Origin of the sequence: Maribacter sp. R86514, assembly GCF_044597005.1 — a bacterium.
Classification (GTDB): domain Bacteria; phylum Bacteroidota; class Bacteroidia; order Flavobacteriales; family Flavobacteriaceae; genus Maribacter.
The window spans coordinates 1,845,687-1,866,744 of the sequence record NZ_CP138999.1; the positions used below are offsets into that span (position 1 = coordinate 1,845,687).

General features: G+C 35.2%; 19 protein-coding genes. 8 read left to right on the plus strand and 11 right to left on the minus strand.

Features of this window, described 5'->3' with window-relative positions; translation table 11 throughout:
• Nucleotides 1–18 precede the first annotated feature (18 nt).
• Nucleotides 19–759 carry an LPS export ABC transporter ATP-binding protein gene (gene lptB, locus SJY30_RS08180; protein ID WP_036153061.1) on the plus strand — a complete coding sequence of 247 codons (741 nt, stop codon included), beginning with the start codon at nt 19–21 and terminating at the stop codon, nt 757–759.
• Between the two features lie 31 nt (nt 760–790).
• On the opposite strand, the gene SJY30_RS08185 is transcribed toward lptB, so the two are convergent.
• From SJY30_RS08185 to SJY30_RS08205, 5 genes are read right to left on the minus strand one after another with little or no spacing between them, the layout of a single operon-like run.
• Nucleotides 791–1,609, minus strand: coding sequence for a tetratricopeptide repeat protein (locus SJY30_RS08185; RefSeq protein WP_396635065.1), 819 nt, complete (start codon nt 1,607–1,609; stop codon nt 791–793).
• Nucleotides 1,606–2,127, minus strand: a complete 522-nt coding sequence (locus SJY30_RS08190; RefSeq protein WP_396635066.1) for a hypothetical protein — start codon at nt 2,125–2,127, stop codon at nt 1,606–1,608. Before SJY30_RS08190 ends, SJY30_RS08185 begins: the two co-directional genes overlap by 4 nt.
• Nucleotides 2,128–2,157: 30 nt before the next feature.
• Nucleotides 2,158–2,550: a DUF4345 domain-containing protein gene (locus SJY30_RS08195; RefSeq protein WP_396635067.1), complete on the minus strand. Its 393-nt coding sequence runs from the start codon at nt 2,548–2,550 to the stop codon at nt 2,158–2,160.
• On the minus strand, nt 2,513–3,796 hold the full coding sequence (locus SJY30_RS08200) for a nitrate/nitrite transporter (RefSeq protein WP_396635068.1): 1,284 nt from the start codon (nt 3,794–3,796) through the stop codon (nt 2,513–2,515). Before SJY30_RS08200 ends, SJY30_RS08195 begins: the two co-directional genes overlap by 38 nt.
• Entirely contained in the window at nt 3,793–4,287 is a 495-nt protein-coding gene (locus SJY30_RS08205) for a GyrI-like domain-containing protein (RefSeq protein WP_396635069.1), read from the minus strand. The genes SJY30_RS08200 and SJY30_RS08205 overlap by 4 nt, the downstream gene beginning before the upstream one ends.
• 153 nt (nt 4,288–4,440) lie before the next feature.
• Here SJY30_RS08205 and SJY30_RS08210 point away from each other — a divergent pair, with 153 nt between their 5' ends.
• Complete coding sequence (locus tag SJY30_RS08210; RefSeq protein WP_396635070.1) at nt 4,441–6,138, plus strand: alkaline phosphatase D family protein; 1,698 nt, start codon at nt 4,441–4,443, stop codon at nt 6,136–6,138.
• 53 nt (nt 6,139–6,191) lie between these two features.
• Here the strand turns inward: SJY30_RS08210 and SJY30_RS08215 are convergent, their stop codons facing one another.
• The 6 genes from SJY30_RS08215 to SJY30_RS08240 form a co-directional block, all read right to left on the minus strand.
• Complete coding sequence (locus SJY30_RS08215; RefSeq protein ID WP_396635071.1) at nt 6,192–8,372, minus strand: B12-binding domain-containing radical SAM protein; 2,181 nt, start codon at nt 8,370–8,372, stop codon at nt 6,192–6,194.
• Nucleotides 8,373–8,431: 59 nt separating this feature from the next.
• Nucleotides 8,432–8,941, minus strand: a complete 510-nt coding sequence (locus SJY30_RS08220) for a hypothetical protein (protein WP_396635072.1) — start codon at nt 8,939–8,941, stop codon at nt 8,432–8,434.
• Nucleotides 8,942–8,985: 44 nt separating this feature from the next.
• Nucleotides 8,986–9,933 carry a tRNA dihydrouridine synthase gene (locus SJY30_RS08225; RefSeq protein WP_396635073.1) on the minus strand — a complete coding sequence of 316 codons (948 nt, stop codon included), beginning with the start codon at nt 9,931–9,933 and terminating at the stop codon, nt 8,986–8,988.
• A gap of 7 nt (nt 9,934–9,940) precedes the next feature.
• Nucleotides 9,941–11,005: a flavin monoamine oxidase family protein gene (locus tag SJY30_RS08230; RefSeq protein WP_396635074.1), complete on the minus strand. Its 1,065-nt coding sequence runs from the start codon at nt 11,003–11,005 to the stop codon at nt 9,941–9,943.
• 236 nt (nt 11,006–11,241) lie between these two features.
• Complete coding sequence (locus SJY30_RS08235) at nt 11,242–11,754, minus strand: DinB family protein (protein WP_396635075.1); 513 nt, start codon at nt 11,752–11,754, stop codon at nt 11,242–11,244.
• Nucleotides 11,755–11,781: 27 nt separating this feature from the next.
• Nucleotides 11,782–12,519: a CDP-alcohol phosphatidyltransferase family protein gene (locus SJY30_RS08240; RefSeq protein WP_396635076.1), complete on the minus strand. Its 738-nt coding sequence runs from the start codon at nt 12,517–12,519 to the stop codon at nt 11,782–11,784.
• Nucleotides 12,520–12,912: 393 nt separating this feature from the next.
• Between SJY30_RS08240 and SJY30_RS08245 the strand changes: the two genes are divergently transcribed.
• The 6 genes from SJY30_RS08245 (at nt 12,913) to SJY30_RS08270 (ending at nt 21,057) form a co-directional block, all read left to right on the plus strand.
• Nucleotides 12,913–16,365: a pyruvate carboxylase gene (locus tag SJY30_RS08245; protein ID WP_396635077.1), complete on the plus strand. Its 3,453-nt coding sequence runs from the start codon at nt 12,913–12,915 to the stop codon at nt 16,363–16,365.
• Between the two features lie 174 nt (nt 16,366–16,539).
• The gene (locus tag SJY30_RS08250; RefSeq protein WP_396635078.1) at nt 16,540–17,724 is read left to right on the plus strand and encodes a DUF4105 domain-containing protein; all 1,185 of its coding nucleotides are present in this window, start codon (nt 16,540–16,542) and stop codon (nt 17,722–17,724) included.
• A 16-nt stretch (nt 17,725–17,740) separates the two neighbouring features.
• Nucleotides 17,741–19,612: an ABC-F family ATP-binding cassette domain-containing protein gene (locus SJY30_RS08255; protein ID WP_396635079.1), complete on the plus strand. Its 1,872-nt coding sequence runs from the start codon at nt 17,741–17,743 to the stop codon at nt 19,610–19,612.
• 313 nt (nt 19,613–19,925) lie between these two features.
• Complete coding sequence (locus SJY30_RS08260) at nt 19,926–20,228, plus strand: hypothetical protein (protein ID WP_396635080.1); 303 nt, start codon at nt 19,926–19,928, stop codon at nt 20,226–20,228.
• A gap of 30 nt (nt 20,229–20,258) precedes the next feature.
• On the plus strand, nt 20,259–20,408 hold the full coding sequence (locus tag SJY30_RS08265; RefSeq protein WP_396635081.1) for a hypothetical protein: 150 nt from the start codon (nt 20,259–20,261) through the stop codon (nt 20,406–20,408).
• A gap of 73 nt (nt 20,409–20,481) precedes the next feature.
• Nucleotides 20,482–21,057, plus strand: a complete 576-nt coding sequence (locus SJY30_RS08270) for a cob(I)yrinic acid a,c-diamide adenosyltransferase (RefSeq protein ID WP_396635082.1) — start codon at nt 20,482–20,484, stop codon at nt 21,055–21,057.
• Nucleotide 21,058 lies beyond the last annotated feature (1 nt).

Here is a 21,058-nt window from a genome sequence, read left to right on the forward strand (position 1 = left end):
ACCAATAGATTTGAAAACATGAAGTTACGTGCCGACAATATAATGAAGTCCTACAGAGGTCGTAGGGTGGTTAAAGGAATTTCTCTTGAAGTTAATCAAGGTGAAATTGTAGGGTTACTTGGACCTAATGGTGCCGGTAAGACCACTTCCTTTTATATGATCGTTGGGCTTGTAAAACCCAATGGCGGCAGCATCTATTTAGATGATATGGAAATCACCAAATTTCCTATGTACAAGAGAGCTCAGAATGGTATTGGGTACTTGGCACAAGAAGCATCTGTCTTTAGAAAGCTAAGTATTGAAAAGAATATTTTAAGCGTACTTCAATTGACAAAATTGAGCAAAAAAGAGCAACACATGAAAATGGAGTCGCTTATAGAAGAGTTCGGTTTAGGTCATATACGCAAAAGTCGTGGTGACTTATTATCAGGTGGTGAGCGAAGAAGAACAGAAATCGCTAGAGCTTTGGCTACAGATCCAAAATTTATTTTGCTAGATGAACCTTTCGCCGGGGTAGATCCCGTGGCAGTAGAGGATATTCAACGTATTGTAGCGCAGTTAAAAGACAAAAACATTGGTATACTTATCACTGACCACAACGTACAGGAAACGCTTGCTATTACAGAGCGTTCTTACCTAATGTTCGAGGGTGGTATTCTAAAATCAGGAGAACCAGAAGAATTAGCTGCAGATGAAATGGTACGTAAAGTTTATCTGGGTCAGAACTTTGAACTAAGAAAGAAAAAATTGGATTTTTAAGCAAAATAGCTACTGTAGCATATTCTTATTTTTAGCCTATTTTTTTTTGTAGATCTAGTATGTCCTTTTCATAAATTTGATCTGCGTATTGATAATAATTACTATGCATTTTCCGTCCCTTATTATACATTTCAAGTGCTCTTTCTATAGTCCTTTTAGCTTCTAATTCTTTTTCCAGATTATGATAGGTTTTAGCTAAATAATAATAAACTTCAGCCAATTCATTTTCTTCAATTTGTTTCTGAAATGAATTAACTGCTTTTTCAAATTGGTTATTTTCAAGATATAGCACCCCTAAATGCAAATAGTCATAAAGCCCAACATAATAATCTTCATCCTGTAGCGCAGTTTCTATTATATCAATTGCTTTTTCTTTTCTTTCAGTAAATTTATAGCTTAGTGCCAAGACCATTCGCAAATCATAATCACCACTTTGCCCTACACCGATAAATGGGGTATTCTTAATGACTGAAAGCTGGTTTAAATCTTTTATGGTTTCTTCATAATTATGTAGAAATGAAAATTGACACCATGCTCTATATGAAAGATGCTTTTCTGGATTTAATTCTACAGCTTTATCCATGAGCATTTTCCACTCCACGAACCTACCACGCTTTAAATAAGCTACAGATTTTTCAAAATAAGCATTGGATAAAGTCGGACACATTTCTATTGCATCGCTTAAATGCTTTTGAGATTCAAAAGAACCTTGCCTAAATAAGCTCTCTTTGTTCATTATCAAACAAGCTCGGTAGCATTTTGAATTATCTTTTAAAATTTCACAATTTTGCTGACCAAAGATGCTCATTTGAAAGGATACTAAAATTAAAAAATAAAGCAACTTTTTCATGGTAAAACATCTTTTAACCTGCCGTCTTCTATCTTAATAGTTAAGTATTGCTGGTAATCATAAGTTATTCCTTCATACTCATAAGCTTGCCATCCGTCAAGACTTTTGGTTATATTTATAATTTGAGTAGAAATTGTATCATCGAATTTTTTAGGTTCTAAGTTAAGGTCCATCTCTTCGACCCTAAACCTACCAGCTTTACCTTCGCAGTTTATGATAAAGCGAATAGTAATAAAACCGGTCTGACCTTCTATTCTAGTATTCTTATAATTATCAAAATAAGTCTTTTCCAATTCTCTTTTTTCCCCTGTATAAACTAAACCTACTCCTCCATAATTAAACGGAAACGTATAGTCTTCATGACAGACCTTAAAGTTTATATCGTCAAGTTTTTCATCAAAACGTATTTCTCCTAAATCATTATAATACTTTTCTTCTGTTGTTGTCCCTACACATGAAAACATAGCAAGGCAAAGTAACACGTTCCAAATCCTACTTATTTTAAAAAGAGTACTCATATTTTTAAAATTAAACATACGATCATTGCTTTAAGAATACTTTTTAAGATTATATAATCCCCAACCAAAGAATATCAATTCTAAAATTAATGCGGGTGTAAATAATGGTGATACTCCGTCAAAGAGCGTACTTATTATTCTACCAAAAGAAATTCCGCCCATAAAGAGCACATTACATAAGGTTGCTGCATACCAAAGTTTCGTTTTATAAGACCCCAATATCCAAAACAGCCCTACACCCATATAAATACCCATTACTGCACGTAGCATATTCTTTAGCTCTAGATCAACCACTTCAAAACCCAAAAGTTCGGGCATAATATATGTTGGATGGCCACCATAAACCACACCGGCTATAATAACAACAACCCCTGATAATAATAAATTAAGATTTTTTGGAATCGTCATATCCTGATTTGCCATAAAGTTGAAAATATCTAAATGCCGCTATTCCACCAATAAATGAAAATAGGGCTAGCATCCAAAATACCTGTTGATGCCCTTCTAAGCCAGGTGATGCATCTAATAAATACCCCATTGCCGGACCAGCAAAAATATCGGGAGTATACCCTATCAACGAAATTAACCCCACCGCAGTTCCAGTAAGCACCAAGGGAATTCTTCCGCTTTGCATTACCGCAAAGTATAAAGAACGAATAGCATACACGCCCAATGCCACAATCATGATAGAGAACAAGAATACGAAATAAGAAACATTGGCAACCATACCCGATGCGAACAACAAAGAACCTAACAGTGCAACTACAAAACCTATCAATAGAAATAGAGTTGGTCTAGAACGGTCTGCTATCACACCTATAATAACACCTACTAGCGGTCTTGCGAATAATAAAAAGGTACCTACTTCTGCAGATTCCACCTCATTGTACAACATTACATCTTGCGCATAAAGCGAAAAAATATCTGTGATTTTATAACCTACGTAAGCACATAGAATTATAATCATTAGTAGTAAAACCGAAGGTAAACGTAGTACTTTTTTAATTTGAGAAACGGTGATTCTTTCTACGACAATCTCGTTTTCAAGGCTTTGAGGTAATCTCATAAAAAACCAGACAAGAACACCTACAATAGATACAATAGCTGAAGAAGTCAATATTACATACCGAAAAGCAAACCTACTTTCTTCTAAAGTGGCAACTTCTAGATCTGCCGACATAAAGTGAGAAAAAACAAGCACTCCCAATGTTCCAAATAGTGCACCTACCAATCCCCTACCGCCATCTAAAAAACCAAAAGCTTTGCCTTGAGAACTTTGGCCTCCCCACACTCGGGTAGCTTTTATCATAGGCGACCAAAACAAGAAAATTGTGGTAAAACCCCAAAAGCCGTAAAGTACTTGCAAGGTTAAATAGTCTGGGAATGTAGCAAAGACCAATCCGCCAAGAGCGGTCATCCAAAGCGCAATGGCTATTAATTTTCTTGGCTGAAATTTATCGGCTAAAGGACCTCCTAATAAATAAGAAATCAATGCAACAAAGCCATAAACGGAAAAACACAAACCCAACGAAACATTATCAAGTTCAAATACTTTTAAAACGGTAGGTCTAAAAACACGCTGTAATACAAAAGGTAAAATAAAGACGCTCTCCCCTGCTAAAATCAATAACAACAGATAATACCAAGGCGCTTTTTCGGGGTCTTTCATTTTTCTTTTATCGGAATCCAAACCTCTTCTTCTGAGTTTGAATCATTGTTTTTGTATTTAGCTCCCAACACTTCAAAATGAGGACGGTCATCTAAGATATAATCAGAATTAGGTATCCATTCACTATAAATATATTGAAAAAATGCCTGCGCATCTTTTGCAGTCCCCTTGTAATTAAAAACAGCAAACAAGCCGTTTTCTAAAATTAAACTATTCATTTTCTCTGGAATGAACTCTAAATCCTCCACCTCAACACAAGCCCATTTTACAAATCTATTTGCAGGAGAAAACGCTTTAAAATAATCTACCGGGTATTCTTGTAGAGAGATAAAATCATCAGACGACCTATTGGCAATCTCCTTACTACGCTGCCTAAAGCCTTTCCAAAGTTCCTGAGTTTTGTTATCCATTAAACTCATTTCGGTTGAAAATCCAACTAATATTTTTTCTTCTAGAGTAACAATTTTTGGAGTCGTGTATGTATTTGCCATTAATCAAACTTAAGGAATTCATTCAAAACCTAGAAAACTGACTAGCATCAAATTTCAATTATTATCATCAATAGTTTCAATAACATAAACATAAAGTTCAACTAACGTTGATTCATCAGAATTAAAACAATTTTGAGGAAACTAAATGACCAGATGAAAACGACGAAAAATACAAGAAGAAATTTTATTCAAAAAACCTTAATGGCTTCCGGAGGATTAATTTTAGCTCCAAACTTTATAAGCTGTAGCGATGATGATGATCTACAAGTTGAATATGACGAATCGCAATTAACGGTACAAAACTTCAATTATGGAGTAGCCAGTTTTGATCCAAGTAGCTCCGGAGTTATTATATGGAGCCGTTTTAATACCGCAAATGTTGAAATTATCTGGGAAGTTTCTAAGCAATCGGATTTCAATAACATATTAAGAACCGGAAAAATAACAACTGAAGATTCTAGGGACAACACTCTGGCCATTGAATTAACAGAGCTAGATGCAGACCAAAAACTATATTATAGATTTATTAGTACAACAGACAATTCAATTTCCGTTGTAGGTGAAACCATCACATTACCTACGGATGCCACTAAGGCTAAATTAGCAGTATGCTCTTGTTCAAATTACCAAGCAGGTCTTTTTAATGTGTATGATGCCATGGCAAATTCAGATGCAGATATCATTGTGCATTTAGGTGATTACTTCTACGAATATGGTGCAGGTGGATACGGTTCTACAGAAGAGAACGCTTTCTTAAACCGTTTTCATGAACCTGCGGGAGAAATTATTTCTCTAGATGATTATAGAACTAGATACAAGCAATATAGATCAGATGCTTCTTTACAATTAGCCCACCAAAAGAAACCGTTCATTTGTGTTTGGGACGATCATGAAATTGCCAATGACACCTATAAAGAAGGAGCAGAAAATCATGATGAAGCCACTGAAGGCAGTTTTGAAATCAGAAAACAAAATGCTTTACAAGCATATAGCGAGTTTTTACCTTTCTCCAGAATAGCTGCAGATGACAATAGCATTATTTACCGTTCTGTAAATATTGGCAACCTTGTTAACCTTATTTTAATGGACACCCGTCTAATAGGTAGGGATAAGCAATTGAATATTGGCGATTATTATACAGCAACAGGCTTTGATGCCCAAGCATTTCAAACTGCATTGACAGACCCAAACCGTTCTATAGTAGGAGTAACCCAAAGAGATTGGATTATATCTGAACTAAATAGTAGTTCTGCCAAATGGCAGGTTTTAGGTCAACAAGTACTCATGGGTAAAATGAACATACCTGTGGAGTTATTAACTGCATTTGGTACAGAAAATTTTGGTACCATTCTAACAGAACTTGTGACCATCAAGTTAAGATTATTAAATAACGACCCTCGCTTAAGTGTAGAAGAAATTGCGAGAGTAACTACCGTTATACCTTATAATTTAGATGCTTGGGACGGCTACCCAATTGACAGGGAGATTATTTATGGTGCATTGAACGGCAAAAAGATAGTAACTTTTGCTGGCGACACCCATAATGCTTGGCAAAATACATTGACTTCAGAAAATGAAACGGAAGTAGGTATAGAATTGGCAACATCCTCAATTAGCTCACCAGGCTTTGAAACATATCTTGGTGCAAATTCTTCACCTGAATTAGTTGCAGGTTTTCAAGAAGCTTTAGTAGCATTAATAGATGGATTAAATTATTTTGATGCATCAAGAAGAGGATATATGATGACAACATTTACAACTACAGATGTAACGTCTGAATGGATTTTTGTAGACACTTTATTATCAGAAAGCTATTCAACAGAAATAGGATATTCTTTAAGCTACTCCTAAATAATTCTAAAATAAAATTAAATGTCGTGTTGCATGTTCAACGCGACATTTTTTTATAATACCAATAGTCCATGATCACGTAAACCTGTTACTTGCTTAGAATACCAAAACAACTCAAAATCTTCTAATTGCGTTTCGTAATCTTTTTTCAACTGACCATAACTTACGGGTTTGTTTTCAGGCTTCACTTTATCTAACGTAGACAACAACCATTCTCCTTTATCCCTATCTACGGTTATCTCATACAAATCAGAATTGGTATGAAAAACTAAATCTAATTGCTGCCAGGTCATGCCTTTTTTCTTCTTCACACGTTCGGCAGTAATAGGCATTGGACCTATCCATGCTATTTTAGCGGTTGATTTTGTAGTTAACACCATTTCTTGTTGCAGGCAATTGTAAATGTAATCTGCGGATATGGTTGAAGGTGGAATCTTAAAATCGAACCATTCTTGTAAACTCATATCAAAACCGATGCCGTGCATAAAATTGAAAAGCGATTTTTTTAATCCGAAACTGAACTTACTGTGGTCAACTCCCGTTTTATCTTTAAAGTCAATATCGTTGTTCGCAAAGCTGATGGTTTTTAAATCTGGCATAACTCCGTATTCTTCCGGATGTAAACCAACGGGACTATGAGCCGTTAATGCAAATTGATGCCAAAAACCAGATTGAATAATACCCAATTCAAACAACTGGCGCACCATTTCTAAACTATCAACCGTTTCTTGAATAGTCTGTGTTGGGTAGCCGTACATTAAATAGGAATGCACCATTATGTTGGCTTCGGTAAAATTGCGAGTTACTTGCGCCACTTGCTCAACCGTTACACCTTTATCTATGAGTTTTAACAATCGGTCAGATGCCACTTCCAATCCACCAGAAACCGCAATACAACCCGATGCTTTTAGTAGATAGCACAAATCTTGTGTGAAATTCTTTTCAAAACGAATATTCGTCCACCAGGTAATGGTTAAATTCCTTTTTAAAACCTCTAAAGCAAAAGCTTTCATTAAAGAAGGTGGTGCCGCTTCATCTACAAAATGAAATCCGGATTCCCCGGTTTGTTCCACTAATGTTTCTACACGGTCAACCAACAAACTAGCCGCTACAGGTTCGTAAATTTTTATATAATCTAAAGAGATATCGCAGAAAGTACATTTACCCCAATAGCAACCATGAGCCATAGTCAGTTTATTCCAACGACCATCGCTCCACAAACTGTGCATGGGGTTGGCAATTTCAATGACCGAAATGTAATTGCCTAATTGTAGGTCAGCATAATCTGGTGTGCCAACATCTTGCTGTTTGTAATCTTGCCTTAAACTATCGTTTTTATAAACAACTTTACCATCCTCTAAAACAAAAGCACGCTTTAACTCCCCTTCCCCATTGACCACATATTGATGTACCAATTCTAAAGGAAGCTCACCATCGTCTAAGGTAATAAAATCGAAGAATTCAAATACACGAACATCAGTAAGGCTGCGTAGTTCTGTATTCGGGAATCCGCCACCCATGGCAATTTTTACATCAGGATAATTAGCTTTAATAAATTGGGCACAACGAAAAGCACTGTATAAATTACCCGGAAAAGGAACCGAAAAGCACACCAATTTTGGTTGTACTTCTTCTAACTGTTCTTTTAAAATCTTTAGCGTTAACTCATCAATAAAAGTGGGTTCTTCGTTAAGATGATTATAAAGCTCATCGAATGAATTGGCACTGCGCCCTAATCGTTCTGCATACCTACTGAATCCGAAATTTGGGTCGATACATTCCACAATAAAATCTGATAAATCTTCAAGGTATAACGTAGCCAAATGTTTGGCTTTATCTTGCATACCCATATTACCAAAAGCCCATTCTAAATCGTCCAATTGCTGAAATCTAGAAGCTTGTGGTAAAAAATTATAGGTACATAATTGTCTAGCCAAGGTGTCATTTTTTCCTTGTAAAAAAAAAATGACAGCATCCAAGGTTTTCAAGTAATCATTACGTAAGGCATAAATTCTTTGGCAATTTTCAGTCACTATGGCATCCGAAGAAAAAGCCATGTTAAAAAGTTGCTGAAATGTATCTTTATTAAAGAGTTCTAGAATTACCTCAATCCCTAAATCTGACTGAAAAGAAGAAATACTCTTTGTATTCAAAAAACCTTTAATGTAAGCCGTTGCCGGATACGGAGTGTTTAATTGGGTAAAAGGTGGTGTTATTAAAAGAAGGTCTTTCACAAAGTTATTTTAGAACAATGCTGCAAAGATAACAGTTACCTCATTCATTATTCAATATCTCACGCACCGCCTGCTGATATGCTCTTAGAATGTTGACTTCTTTTTGCAATCTTATGCAGAGTACGGTAATTTTCTGCACGATCTGGCAAAAACGAAAAGAACTTTCTTTCAATATCGACTATAATTATATCTGTTGTTCTGTTTACTGTAAGTATAGAATCGATAAATTTTCTTCCGATTTGAACCTTCAATATATTATCTGTTTTCTCTATAATTTTTAATTCCAACAAAGGATTTTTTACCATTTCATTAAACTGGCCCCAATTTTCTTCACTATTTTCCAAACTTAAACTATGCTTAGATTCTAAAAAATCTTCATAAGAAATTTGATTATACTTTTCATAATCAAATAATTGCCAAAAAACAATACCAAAAGATATCATGAAACTGCTAATAATCTCAAAAACCCAAAACTTTAAGTCAAATCCATTCAATACGTAAGTAATAAAAAAAATATTTGGAAAGATTATTAAAATTTTCAATACGAACTTAATCGTTTTATTTTCCATACTATTGAATTTTAATGAGTTAACACTACTAATATAACAATTAATTATTTTTCATTATTCAATATCTCGCGCACCGCCTGCTGATATGCTCTTGGATTATTAGCCTTTTTTATCTTTTTGAATGCCTTATGTGGATTAGAAGTTGAAAGTGCAAAGTATTCCCAGAAACCACGCATTTTCATTTTTATAGGTGTTGGCCCTGACAATGCTTCATCATATTGTTGATAGATGGTGTCGTGAAATTCCGAAAAAATCTTCCAACGGTCTTTTGGATATTCCGTCGTATTGTTTTTAATCATACTTGGCAGAAATGGGTCGGCAATTAAACCTCTTCCCATCATAAAGTTTTCAATTGTGGGGAAGCGCTCTTTCATTTCCTGAAACTTCGCTACTGTAGTAATATCGCCGTTATAATATAATATATGTTTGGTACTATCAACACACTTCTGAAAAGCATCAAGATCTACTCCACCCTTATACAATTGCTTTCCAATACGTGCGTGAATAGCAATATTCTTTAACGGGTAGGTATCTAGAATAGGAAAAACATCTAATATCTCTTCTGCATTTTCATACCCCATTCTCATTTTCATTGAAACCACCACATCGGTTTCTTCATGAGCTCGTTTTAAAATATGATCTATTTTTTCGGGATTACAAATGAGTCCGCTACCCATACCCTGCTTCGTTACCATTGGGTAAGGGCAACCTAAATTCCAGTTCAATTCCTTGTAGCCTAAACTCTGAATATATTTTACCACAAACAGAAATTCATCGGCATCACCGGTCATTACCTGTGGTATTACTTCTAAGGTGGTATTATTCTCTGGCTGTAAATCTTTCTGATACGAATTCTTAATCACCATTTTACCGTTTAAGCGAATGTATGGCGCATAAAAGGTATCGACACCTCCAAAATACTTATGGAATGCATTTCGGAATCTAAAATCGGTAAAGCCCTGTAATGGGGAGGATAATAAGGTAATTGACATGTATAAATTACTGGGTTTGATGCAAACCTTTCAGTTTTGCAACAACAGATTCAGCTGCAAAAATAGCGCCTTCCATGTAACCAGAGTGATGTTTTGATGTTTCTGCACCAGAAATAAACAATTTATTATCAAATAAGGGTACTTGATACAGTGCATGACCTCCGTTTTGATGCGGAAACAAATTATCTGCTTGTCTATGAGATTTGGTAAACTCTTCATTATACCAAGCCGTTTCATGATAAAATTCATAATTTAAGGCATCATCACCAAAAACCAATTTCAATTGTGCCTCGATTTTTTCAATTCGTTGTTCTTTAGAAAAACGAGCACAGCTACCAGAAGCAAAACCAACTAAGGCGTACGACTCATTTTCTAGATTAGATTGATCGTAAAACTCGGTAAGCGGACCAACATTACTAAATATCGTACCCGACTTACCTTGCGCTCTCCAAAACGGCTTTTTATAGGTTAGGGACACTTTAATGGAATCTTGCATCCAAGTGTGAGTCTGCTCTGCCAATGAAACCAATTCATTTGGCAACTGAGGCGTAAATGTTATTTGATCTATTAACGCTGCCGGTGGCAATGTAGTGATAACAATATTTGCATTTAATGTGCGAGAATTGGTTTTCACTTCAACATTATCATCAATCACATTTACCTCATTGACCTCTTCACTTAAAAAGATAGTATTTGGTTTTATTTTAGCAGCTATTGAAATGAGTAAATCAATAGTTCCGTTTTTAAATCGGTAACTAGGACTATCATTTGGAACCGCTATTTCTTGTGGTGGTACATTTGAAAATGTTTGAAAATAAGATGTACCGGTCATAAATTGTTCGAAATAAGGAACTTTAAATTCCTCTATAACATCTGCCAAATGGTAATGAGCCTGATTAAACCAGGTAGCTCCCATTTCAACTTTAGTATTCCCAGATTGTAAGGTATGTATTCTACCACCAATCCTATCTCGTGCCTCTAATACTTTAACATCAAAGCCAAGTTCTTGTAACCGATACGCAGCTAACAAACCCGATAATCCTGCGCCGATAATTACTACCGATGTATTCATGTTGTTAAGTTATTCTAATTAAAATAAATGATAAAATAGCTATTGCCAAATTTGTTGAGCACCTAATTATATTGTCAGTTCGAGTGATTTTGTTCCCTTTTTAGGAACATAAATTGTATCGAGAACCTTTTAGGCAGAAAGGTTCTCGATACACTTAATTTTTCAATGAAAATATTGTAAAATGAAGCACTCGAACTGACATTGTTAATTTTTACACTCATTTGGTAAAAAAATCATCAAAGCTTTGATTGGAGTACGCTAACGGTTACCAATAACTGACCAATATGCCTTTGGCTATGCTCCGCAGCGTGATATAAGAGACCGATTACGGTAGATGGCAATTTCTTTCTACCCACCGTTCTTTTTTCAGAAAGTGAAGATTCTGGTAACGTTTTAAAATATGCTAAAGCTTCGGCAACCTTTACTGAGAATTGTTCTTGCAAATCGGCTACTTCAGTGCTTAAATTAAAAGAACCTTCTGCTTTTAGAAACTGAAACTGCTCCTCAGATAACGATTCACCTTTGGCATACGTTAACATTCTGTCCAAAACGCCTGTAATATGATTCATATGAAAACCAACAGAAGCTCTACCTGCAGCTTTAGCCCAAAGTAATTCTTTTGGAAAATCTTGAGTATATTTTTTAAGCTCTCTTTCAGATTGCAATAAAGCATGTGCGGCTGGTTGCAACAAATCTGGCACGTCTTGAATAGGTCCACTTAACCAAAATTCATATTCTTCATTTTCCATAATCAAACTTCCTAAATAATTCTATTTTTAAAGTCTCTCCTGTATAGCAGAACTTACTACGTAAAACAGAATAATTAAAGGAATTGCCATGAACTTCATGGTAACGATAAGCACTAAACTAATTATCAAAAAGATATAACGCATAGCATTATCCTTAAAGCTAGTATTCTTGAATTTTAAAGCAAAAAGCGGCAAATTAGCATTTAACAGATAGGCACTTACCAAAGTTAAGATGATTAAGAACCATTGATTAAGAATAAGACTATTTAAAAAATCATTGTTTTGATACAGAAGAATTAATGGTAGTGACAAAATTAAAAGTGCATTTGCAGGAGTTGGCAAACCTATAAAAGAAGACGTCTGATTTTCATCGATATTAAATTTTGCCAATCGGTATCCAGAAGCCATTGTCACTATAAATCCAAAAAACGGGATCAAATGAATGTATTGAAATTTACCAGCCTCCATAAAAAAGTGAGCACCATCTCCCCATCCGCTGGTTTGAGACATTGCCAGTAATTGGAACATGACAACACCAGGCACAAGTCCGCTCGTAATCATATCCGCCAGAGAATCTAACTGTAAACCCAGTTCACTTTTTACATCTAAAACACGCGCAGCCAATCCGTCAAAAAAATCAAAGAAAATACCTAGTGCAACAAATATAGCTGCAAGTTCTAATTTATTCATGACAGCGAACATAGTAGCCACACAGCCACAGAACACGTTCAAAAGAGTAATAAAATTGGGTATATGTTTTTTCATAATCGTCGGTCTATAATCACAATCTCAAAAAGGCAGAAAACCTTATCTCAATTATTGCTCTAAATTAATATAATTATATGGTGGTATTGGTATTCTGAGTTAAAAAGCTCTTAGACCATTAATATTCTGTAACGCTTTAGATGCTACTTATTAAAATTAGGGAAGTACAACAATCAAATTTACAATCACTTAAGCACATGGTATTAAAATATAAACTACCTTTTAAAGGGTCATATCACAAATTAGTTCTCAAATGAAAAATATTATGCATGCATAGTATTGTTTAGTTGATATTTTAGAATTAAATTATAGCCTTTGTAACAATTTCAGAAGAAAATTGAAGTTTTATAACAAATATTTATAAATACTAACCATTAAATACATTGCCAAAAAATGAAAATCAAAAAGGTTTTAGTAGCCAACAGAAGTGAAATTGCAATTCGTGTATTACGTGCCTGTACAGAGCTAAACATTAAAACAGTTGCCATTTATACTTATGAAGACCGCTATTCTCAACACCGAAACAAAGCCGATGAATCTTACCAAATAGGTGAAGACAATCAGCCATTAAAACCTTATTTGGACATTCCGCAGATTATAGCTTTGGCAAAGGCTAAAAATGTAGACGCCATTCACCCAGGATACGGCTTCTTATCTGAAAACTCAGAATTTGCAAGACAATGTGCCGCCAATGATATTATTTTCATTGGTCCGGATCCAAAAGTGATGGATGCTCTTGGGGATAAAATTACCGCCAAAAAAGTTGCTGTAAAATGTAATGTTCCCATTATTGAAAGCAATAAAAAGAAACTGACATCTTTAAAAGTAGCATTAGCTGAAGCCGCAACCATAGGATACCCGATAATGCTAAAAGCTGCCTCCGGTGGTGGTGGGCGTGGTATGCGGATCATTAGAAAAGATGAAGATCTTGAAATGAATTTCGATTCTGCCCGTAACGAAGCATTAAACGCTTTTGGCGATGATACTATGTTTCTTGAAAAATATGTTGAAGACCCTAAGCATATAGAAGTACAGATCGTAGCCGATAACCATGGTAATATTCGCCACTTGCATGAACGTGACTGTTCAGTTCAGCGCCGTCACCAAAAAGTGGTAGAAATTGCACCTTCGCATAATGTTAGTGAAGAAGTAAAACAGAATCTTTACAAATATGCCGTTGATATTGCCAAAGAGGTCAACTATAACAATATTGGAACGGTAGAGTTTTTAGTAGATCCTGATGACAACATATATTTTATTGAAGTAAACCCAAGAATACAAGTTGAACATACGGTTACAGAAATGGTTACCGGTATTGATTTGGTAAAGACACAGATTTTCGTTGCCGGCAACTATACATTAGATAGCCAGCAAATAAAAATATACGGTCAAGAAACCATTGCTACTTATGGCTTTGCCCTTCAATGTAGATTAACTACTGAAGACCCGGTTAATAATTTTACCCCAGATTACGGCACAGTGACTACGTATAGAAGTGCCTCTGGTATGGGTATTCGTTTAGATGCAGGTAGTATTTACCAAGGGTATCAAGTGAGTCCGTTTTTTGATTCCATGTTGGTAAAAGTTTCCTCGCACGGTAGAACACTAGATGGCGCCACCCGTAAAATGGTACGTGCACTAAAGGAGTTTAGAATTAGAGGTGTTGAAACCAATATTCATTTCTTACAGAACGTAATTCAGCATCCTACTTTTAAGGATGGTAAGGTTACGGTAAACTTTATACAGAACACCCCTGCCCTATTTGATATAAAACTTTCTCAAGACAGAACCTCTAAGGTGGTGAACTTTTTGGCAGAGGTTATTGTCAATGGTAATTCTGATGTTAAATATATAGACGAAAACAAAGTCTTTAGAAACGCTAAGGTTCCAAAATTCAATCCGTTAGAAGCTCATCCGAAGGGTACAAAAGATATGCTGACCGAAATGGGTCCAGAGAAATTTTGTGCTTGGTTAATGGATGAAAAGAAGATTCATTATACGGACACCACCATGCGCGATGCCCATCAATCTTTATTGGCAACAAGAATGCGTACGTATGATATGTTGCGCGTTGCGGAGAGTTATGCCAAAAATCACCCAAACACATTTAGTATGGAAGTTTGGGGCGGTGCTACTTTTGATGTGAGTATGCGATTCTTACATGAGAGTCCGTGGACAAGATTACGTGAACTACGTAAGGCTATACCAAATATATTATTTCAAATGCTTCTTAGAGGCTCTAACGGAGTTGGTTACAAAGCATACCCAGATAATTTGATTGAAAAATTCGTTGAGAAATCTTGGGAAAACGGCGTAGATATATTCAGAATTTTTGATTCGCTCAATTGGGTGAAAGCTATGGAACCCAGTATTAACTACGTACGAAACAAAACTGGCGGTATTGCCGAAGCTGCGTTAAGTTATACGGGTGATATTCTTGATGTAAACGAAACCAAATACAACTTAAAATATTACACGCAGCTTGCAAAAGACCTAGAAAATGCCGGTGCGCATATGATTGCCATAAAAGATATGGCAGGACTTTTAAAGCCCTATGCTGCTACGGAATTGGTAACCGCGTTAAAAGACACGGTAAAGCTTCCTATTCATTTACATACACATGATACTTCTTCACTACAAACAACTACCTACTTAAAAGCAATTGAAGCAGGCGTTGATGTGGTTGATGTTGCATTGGGCGGATTATCCGGATTAACATCTCAGCCCAACTTTAATTCGGTAGTTGAAATGATGAAGGGTCAGCCAAGGGCACATGAATTCGATATGCCGAAGCTGAATCAGTTTTCTAACTACTGGGAAGATACAAGAGAGTTATACTACCCCTTTGAATCGGGATTAAAATCTGGTACTGCGGAAGTTTATGGTCATGAAATACCTGGCGGACAGTATTCAAACTTACGTCCACAAGCTACAGCATTGGGTCTTGGCGATAGATTTGATGAAGTAAAGAAAATGTATGCAGATGTCAATAAACTTTTTGGAAACCTAATTAAGGTAACTCCAAGTTCAAAAGTTGTTGGCGATATGGCCATATTTTTGGTTACGAACGAACTTACTACAGAAGACGTAATGACCCGTGGTGAGGAAATATCGTTCCCAGATTCTGTTATTAGTTTCTTTATGGGAGATTTAGGTCAGCCCGTTGGCGGATTTCCTAAAAAGCTTCAGAAAATTATTCTTAAAAACAAGAAGCCATATACAAATAGACCGAATGCACATTTAGCACCAACTGATTTTGACAAGGAATTCAAAGCCTTTAAAAAGAAGTTTCAAAAAGGATTTACACGTGCTATAGAAATGGAAGATTTTCTTTCGTATACCCTATACCCAAAAGTGTTTGAAAAAGCACATGAAAATTATAAACTATACGGTAACCTAGCATTGGTACAAACAAAACATTTCTTCTATGGCATGAAACTTCGTGAAGAAACCTTAATAGAATTAGAACCAGGTAAGACGGTAATCGTAAGATTACTTTCTGTAGGTATACCGAATGAGTTAGGCATGAGAACCGTATTCTTTCAGGTAAACGGGGAAAATAGATTCGTTGATGTTCTGGATACTTCTTTGAATTTAAAAATTGAAGAAAACGAAAAAATAGACCCAGCAAATGATGATCAGATTGGAGCGCCATTACAAGGGTCTCTATATAAAGTTTTGGTCAAGAAAGGCCAAGAAGTAAAAGAGAACGACCCATTATTTGTTATTGAAGCCATGAAAATGGAAACTACTGTAACCGCATTTAAATCTGGTAAAGTAGCATCAATAAGTTTAAAAGAAGGTAGTATGGTAAAGCAAGACGATCTGGTGGTAACCATTTCATAAGTTCAGTAGTACTTTTTTAGCACTTATTCTTAAAGCCGCCTATTTTAGGTGGCTTTTGTTTTATTAGACCCTACAACCATGTCATCACAGTCTTTCACAAAAATTTAAAAAATACAACCTACTTCAAGTCTGTTATTATTTGCATCTTTGCAGCTGCTATGAACTAGTAAAGGTATGTTCAGAAAAATCGCATTTCTTTTAATACTCTTTTTTACTGCATTTTTGGGTCTTTCTCAAAATGCACAACTATCACCATTATCAAAAATTAGCTTATTGACCGTTGGTACAGGTGAAGATTTAGCAGCCAAATTTGGGCATAGCGCTATAAGACTGCAAGACCCCTCTCTAGGTATTGACGAAGTTTACGGTTACGGAACTTACGATTTTGAAGACCCTAATTTCTATCTGAACTTTACACGTGGTAAACTATCATACACCATTTCTAGAATTCCGTTCAAGTATTTTGAATACTCTTACCAACAAGAAAAACGTTGGATAAGGGAACAAGAGCTAGATGTCAATTTAGAACAGCGCAAAAACATTATCACCTTTTTAGAGCACAACTTACTCCCTGAGAATAAGAAGTATAAGTATGACTTTTTGTTCGATAATTGTGCTACTAGAATACCTATGGTATTTGAAAAAACTTTGGGCAATACCTTTAAATTCGATTATAACCACTTAGAAGAGCAATTAACATTTAGAGAGTTGATTCGTTTAAAATTGAATCCGAATTCGTGGTCCAATTTTGGTATTGATTTAGCTTTAGGCTCTGTAATTGATAGAGAGGCATCGCCTTACGAGCATTTGTTCTTACCTATTTATGTGTATGAGCAAATGAAGCACACCACTTTAGATGGCAAACCTATTGTTAAAAAGGAAACTGTATTATTAGACATACCAGAACAAGAAGATAGGTCTCCCCTATTTTTAACCCCTTTATTCTGGCTAAGCATAGTATTGCTTTTGGTCTGTTACATTACGTATACGGATTATAAAAATCTTCGCAGAAATAAATGGTTAGACTTCGGGTTATTTATTGTTACCGGACTAGCAGGTGTACTTATATTATTTCTGTGGTTTGCAACAGATCATTTAGCAACCAAAGCCAATTTCAATTCCCTTTGGGCATTTGCACCGAACATTATCATAGCATTTATAGTGGTAAAAAAGCAGATTCCAACATGGATGATTACTTACATCATATTTTTAACCATATTATTGGGTATTACTTGTATACTGTGGATGTTTAAAATTCAAGTGTTTTCCATATTATTAATCATCGTTTTACTAGCATTGGCTATTCGCTACGTTTACCTTATATATTATTTTAAGAGTAAACAACTAGGTAAAAAATAAAATTAAGTTACCCTACATGAATCTACTTACCGTTGAAAATATTTCCAAAGCCTATGGCGAACATGTTCTTTTTGACAACCTCTCTTTTGGTATCAACAAAGACCAAAAAATTGCCTTGATCGCTAAAAACGGTACAGGAAAAACATCGATTCTTAATATTCTATCGGGTGCAGATACTCCCGATTCTGGTCAGGTAAATTACCGTAAATCTACACGGGTTTCCTTTTTGGCACAAGAGCCGGTTATGGACCCAAACTTAACTGTAGAAGAAACTATTTTTGCATCTGACAATGAGGTGTTACAAGTTATCAAAAACTATGAAAAAGCGCTTTTAAATATTGAAGAGGCAGATGCCTACCAAAAAGCATTTGAAGCAATGGACCGCTTTGAAGCTTGGGATTTTGAAACTCAGTATAAGCAGATTCTATTTAAGTTAAAGCTAGATGATTTAAATGCCAAGGTCGGCAAACTATCTGGTGGACAAAAGAAGCGTTTGGCATTGGCTAATGCCCTAATAAACAAACCAGACCTTTTAGTCTTAGATGAACCTACCAACCATTTAGATTTAGAAATGATCGAATGGTTAGAAGAGTTCTTTGCGAAAGAAAACATGACCTTGTTTATGGTAACGCACGACCGTTATTTTTTGGAACGTGTTTGTAATGAAATCATTGAACTAGAAAACGGAAAACTATATCCATATAAAGGGAATTACAGTTACTATTTAGAAAAGAAAGAAGCGCGTATAGAGCAAGAGGCGGTAGAACAGCATAAAACAGAGCTTCTCTTTAAGAAGGAATTGGATTGGATGCGCAGGCAACCAAAAGCACGTACCACTAAGTCTAAATCTAGAATAGATGATTTTGCCGTTATTAAAGACAAAGCAAGTCAACGTAGAAAAGACCACCAAGTTCAGTTAGAATTGAACATGGAGCGTATGGGAAGCAAAATTCTTGAACTACACAAGATTTCAAAGTCTTTTCCAAATAAACCGATTCTTGATAAGTTTGAATATGTATTTCAAAAAGGAGAACGTATTGGCATTATTGGTAAGAACGGTACCGGTAAATCTACCTTCTTAAATATTTTAAGTGGACGCGACCAACCGGACAGCGGTAAAGTAGTTGTGGGAGAAACCATCAAATTTGGGTATTACACTCAAAAAGGTATTGAAATAAAAGAAGGTCAGAAAGTAATCGATGTTATTCGTGAATTCGGTGATTACATCCCACTAATGAAAGGCAGGCAGATTTCTGCACAGCAGTTATTGGAGCGTTTTCTATTTGACAGAAAAAAGCAGTATGATTTTGTTGATAAGCTAAGTGGTGGTGAGCGTAAACGGTTGTACCTATGTACCATATTGATACAGAATCCTAATTTCTTAATATTAGATGAGCCTACCAACGATTTAGATATCGTTACCTTGAATGTATTAGAAAGCTTTTTAATGGATTTCCAAGGATGTTTAATGGTAGTTTCTCACGACCGTTACTTTATGGATAAGATTGTAGATCACTTATTTGTATTTAGAGGTGATGCGGTTGTTGAAGATTTTCCTGGCAACTATTCCGACTATAGAGCATATGAAGACAGTCAGATTTTAGAAAAGAGAGAACAAAAAGAAGCACAAACAACTACCAAGACCAGTTGGAAAGAACCGGTTGCTTCGCCAAAAATCTCATATGCAGAACAGCAAGAGTATAAGAAGTTAGAAAGAGAGATTCAAAAATTGGAAAAATCTAAAGTAGTATTGCAAGAAAAATTCACTGATAGCTCTTTAAGTGGCGATGATATCAAGAACCTTTCTATTGAGCTTAAAGAAGTAACAGATGCTATAGATAGTAAGACAGAACGTTGGTTTGAGCTTTCTGCATTGATGGAAGGTTAACCATTTTGTAGCTCAGAAATTTTATATTCTAATATAGAAAAGACATAGAAACCAACTAGTGAATTAAGATTTCAACGCTTTGTTTAACCACTTTATTTACTTTTGATAAAATCAGAAAAGCCAATTAGTGTTCCGTTTTATTTCATTTATTAAATTTCTATTTACCTCAAATAACCAACATGGTATTCACTCGCCTTTTGTGTACGATTATATCACCAAATGTCTCTATCATCAAAAAAATATAAAACTTAATAAAACTCTAACAGTCTTTGTAAAAAGTATAAATTATTTTAAGTACAAATCAATTTTTCTCGTGGGCGATTATAAAACATCCAAAGAACTCATTAAACAACATTGTTCTAACATATCTACCGTTGAAAATAATCCAGATATTATTCTTGCAAACATCAATGATTTAAAAAGTATAAATCTAAATACGCTATCTAACGACTGCATGCTTCTTTTAGACGGAATACATAAAAACAAAAAAAATCTAGAAATTTGGAAAAATCTTAAAACAGAAAATAATGTTAAGGTCACAATAGATATGTTTTATTGTGGCGCCGTATTTTTTAGAAGAGAACAAGTAAAGGAACATTTTAAAATACGAATATAAACCTGTAATTTTAGACTAAAGCAAATCTTAATGAGCAGTAATACTATTTACATTACCCTTGGTGTCGTTTTCGCTATCTACTTAGCTATACGTATTACCAGTAAAGGAAAATCTAAAGACCGCAAATCAAGAAAGTTTATGGGTGATTATGAAAGAAAAAATAAAGGTGGCAAAGAATAAAAGTCAAGCTATTATTTTAAACATTCATGTTAACCACAGTTTAATCCTTACTTCTTTCTAACACTCACTTTCAATGAAAATATATACTAAAACAGGCGATGACGGAACTACCGGACTATTTGGTGGCACACGTGTACCAAAACATCATATACGAATTGACAGTTATGGTACCGTAGATGAGCTAAATTCTTGGATCGGACTTATTAGAGACCAAGAAATTGATCCTATTTATCAGCACCAACTCATTGCAATACAAGAACATTTGTTTACCGTTGGTGCTATTTTAGCTACCAGCCCAGAAAAAGAAATGCTTAAAAATGGTACAGAGCGTTTAAAAATAACTAAAGTAGGTACTGCTGAAATCAGCTTTTTGGAGGACGCTATTGATCAAATGGATTCGCAATTACCGCAAATGACCCATTTTATTCTACCTGGTGGTCACTCAACCGTGTCATACTGTCATATCGCCCGTACCGTATGCAGAAGGGCTGAGCGTATTTCAACTTTATTACATGAAAACGAACCGTTCGATAAAAATGTCTTATCTTTTATAAATAGACTTTCAGATTATCTCTTTGTATTGGCACGAAAATTGTCTTATGATTTACAAGCAAATGAAATAAAATGGGTTCCTAAAAAAAAGGACTAAT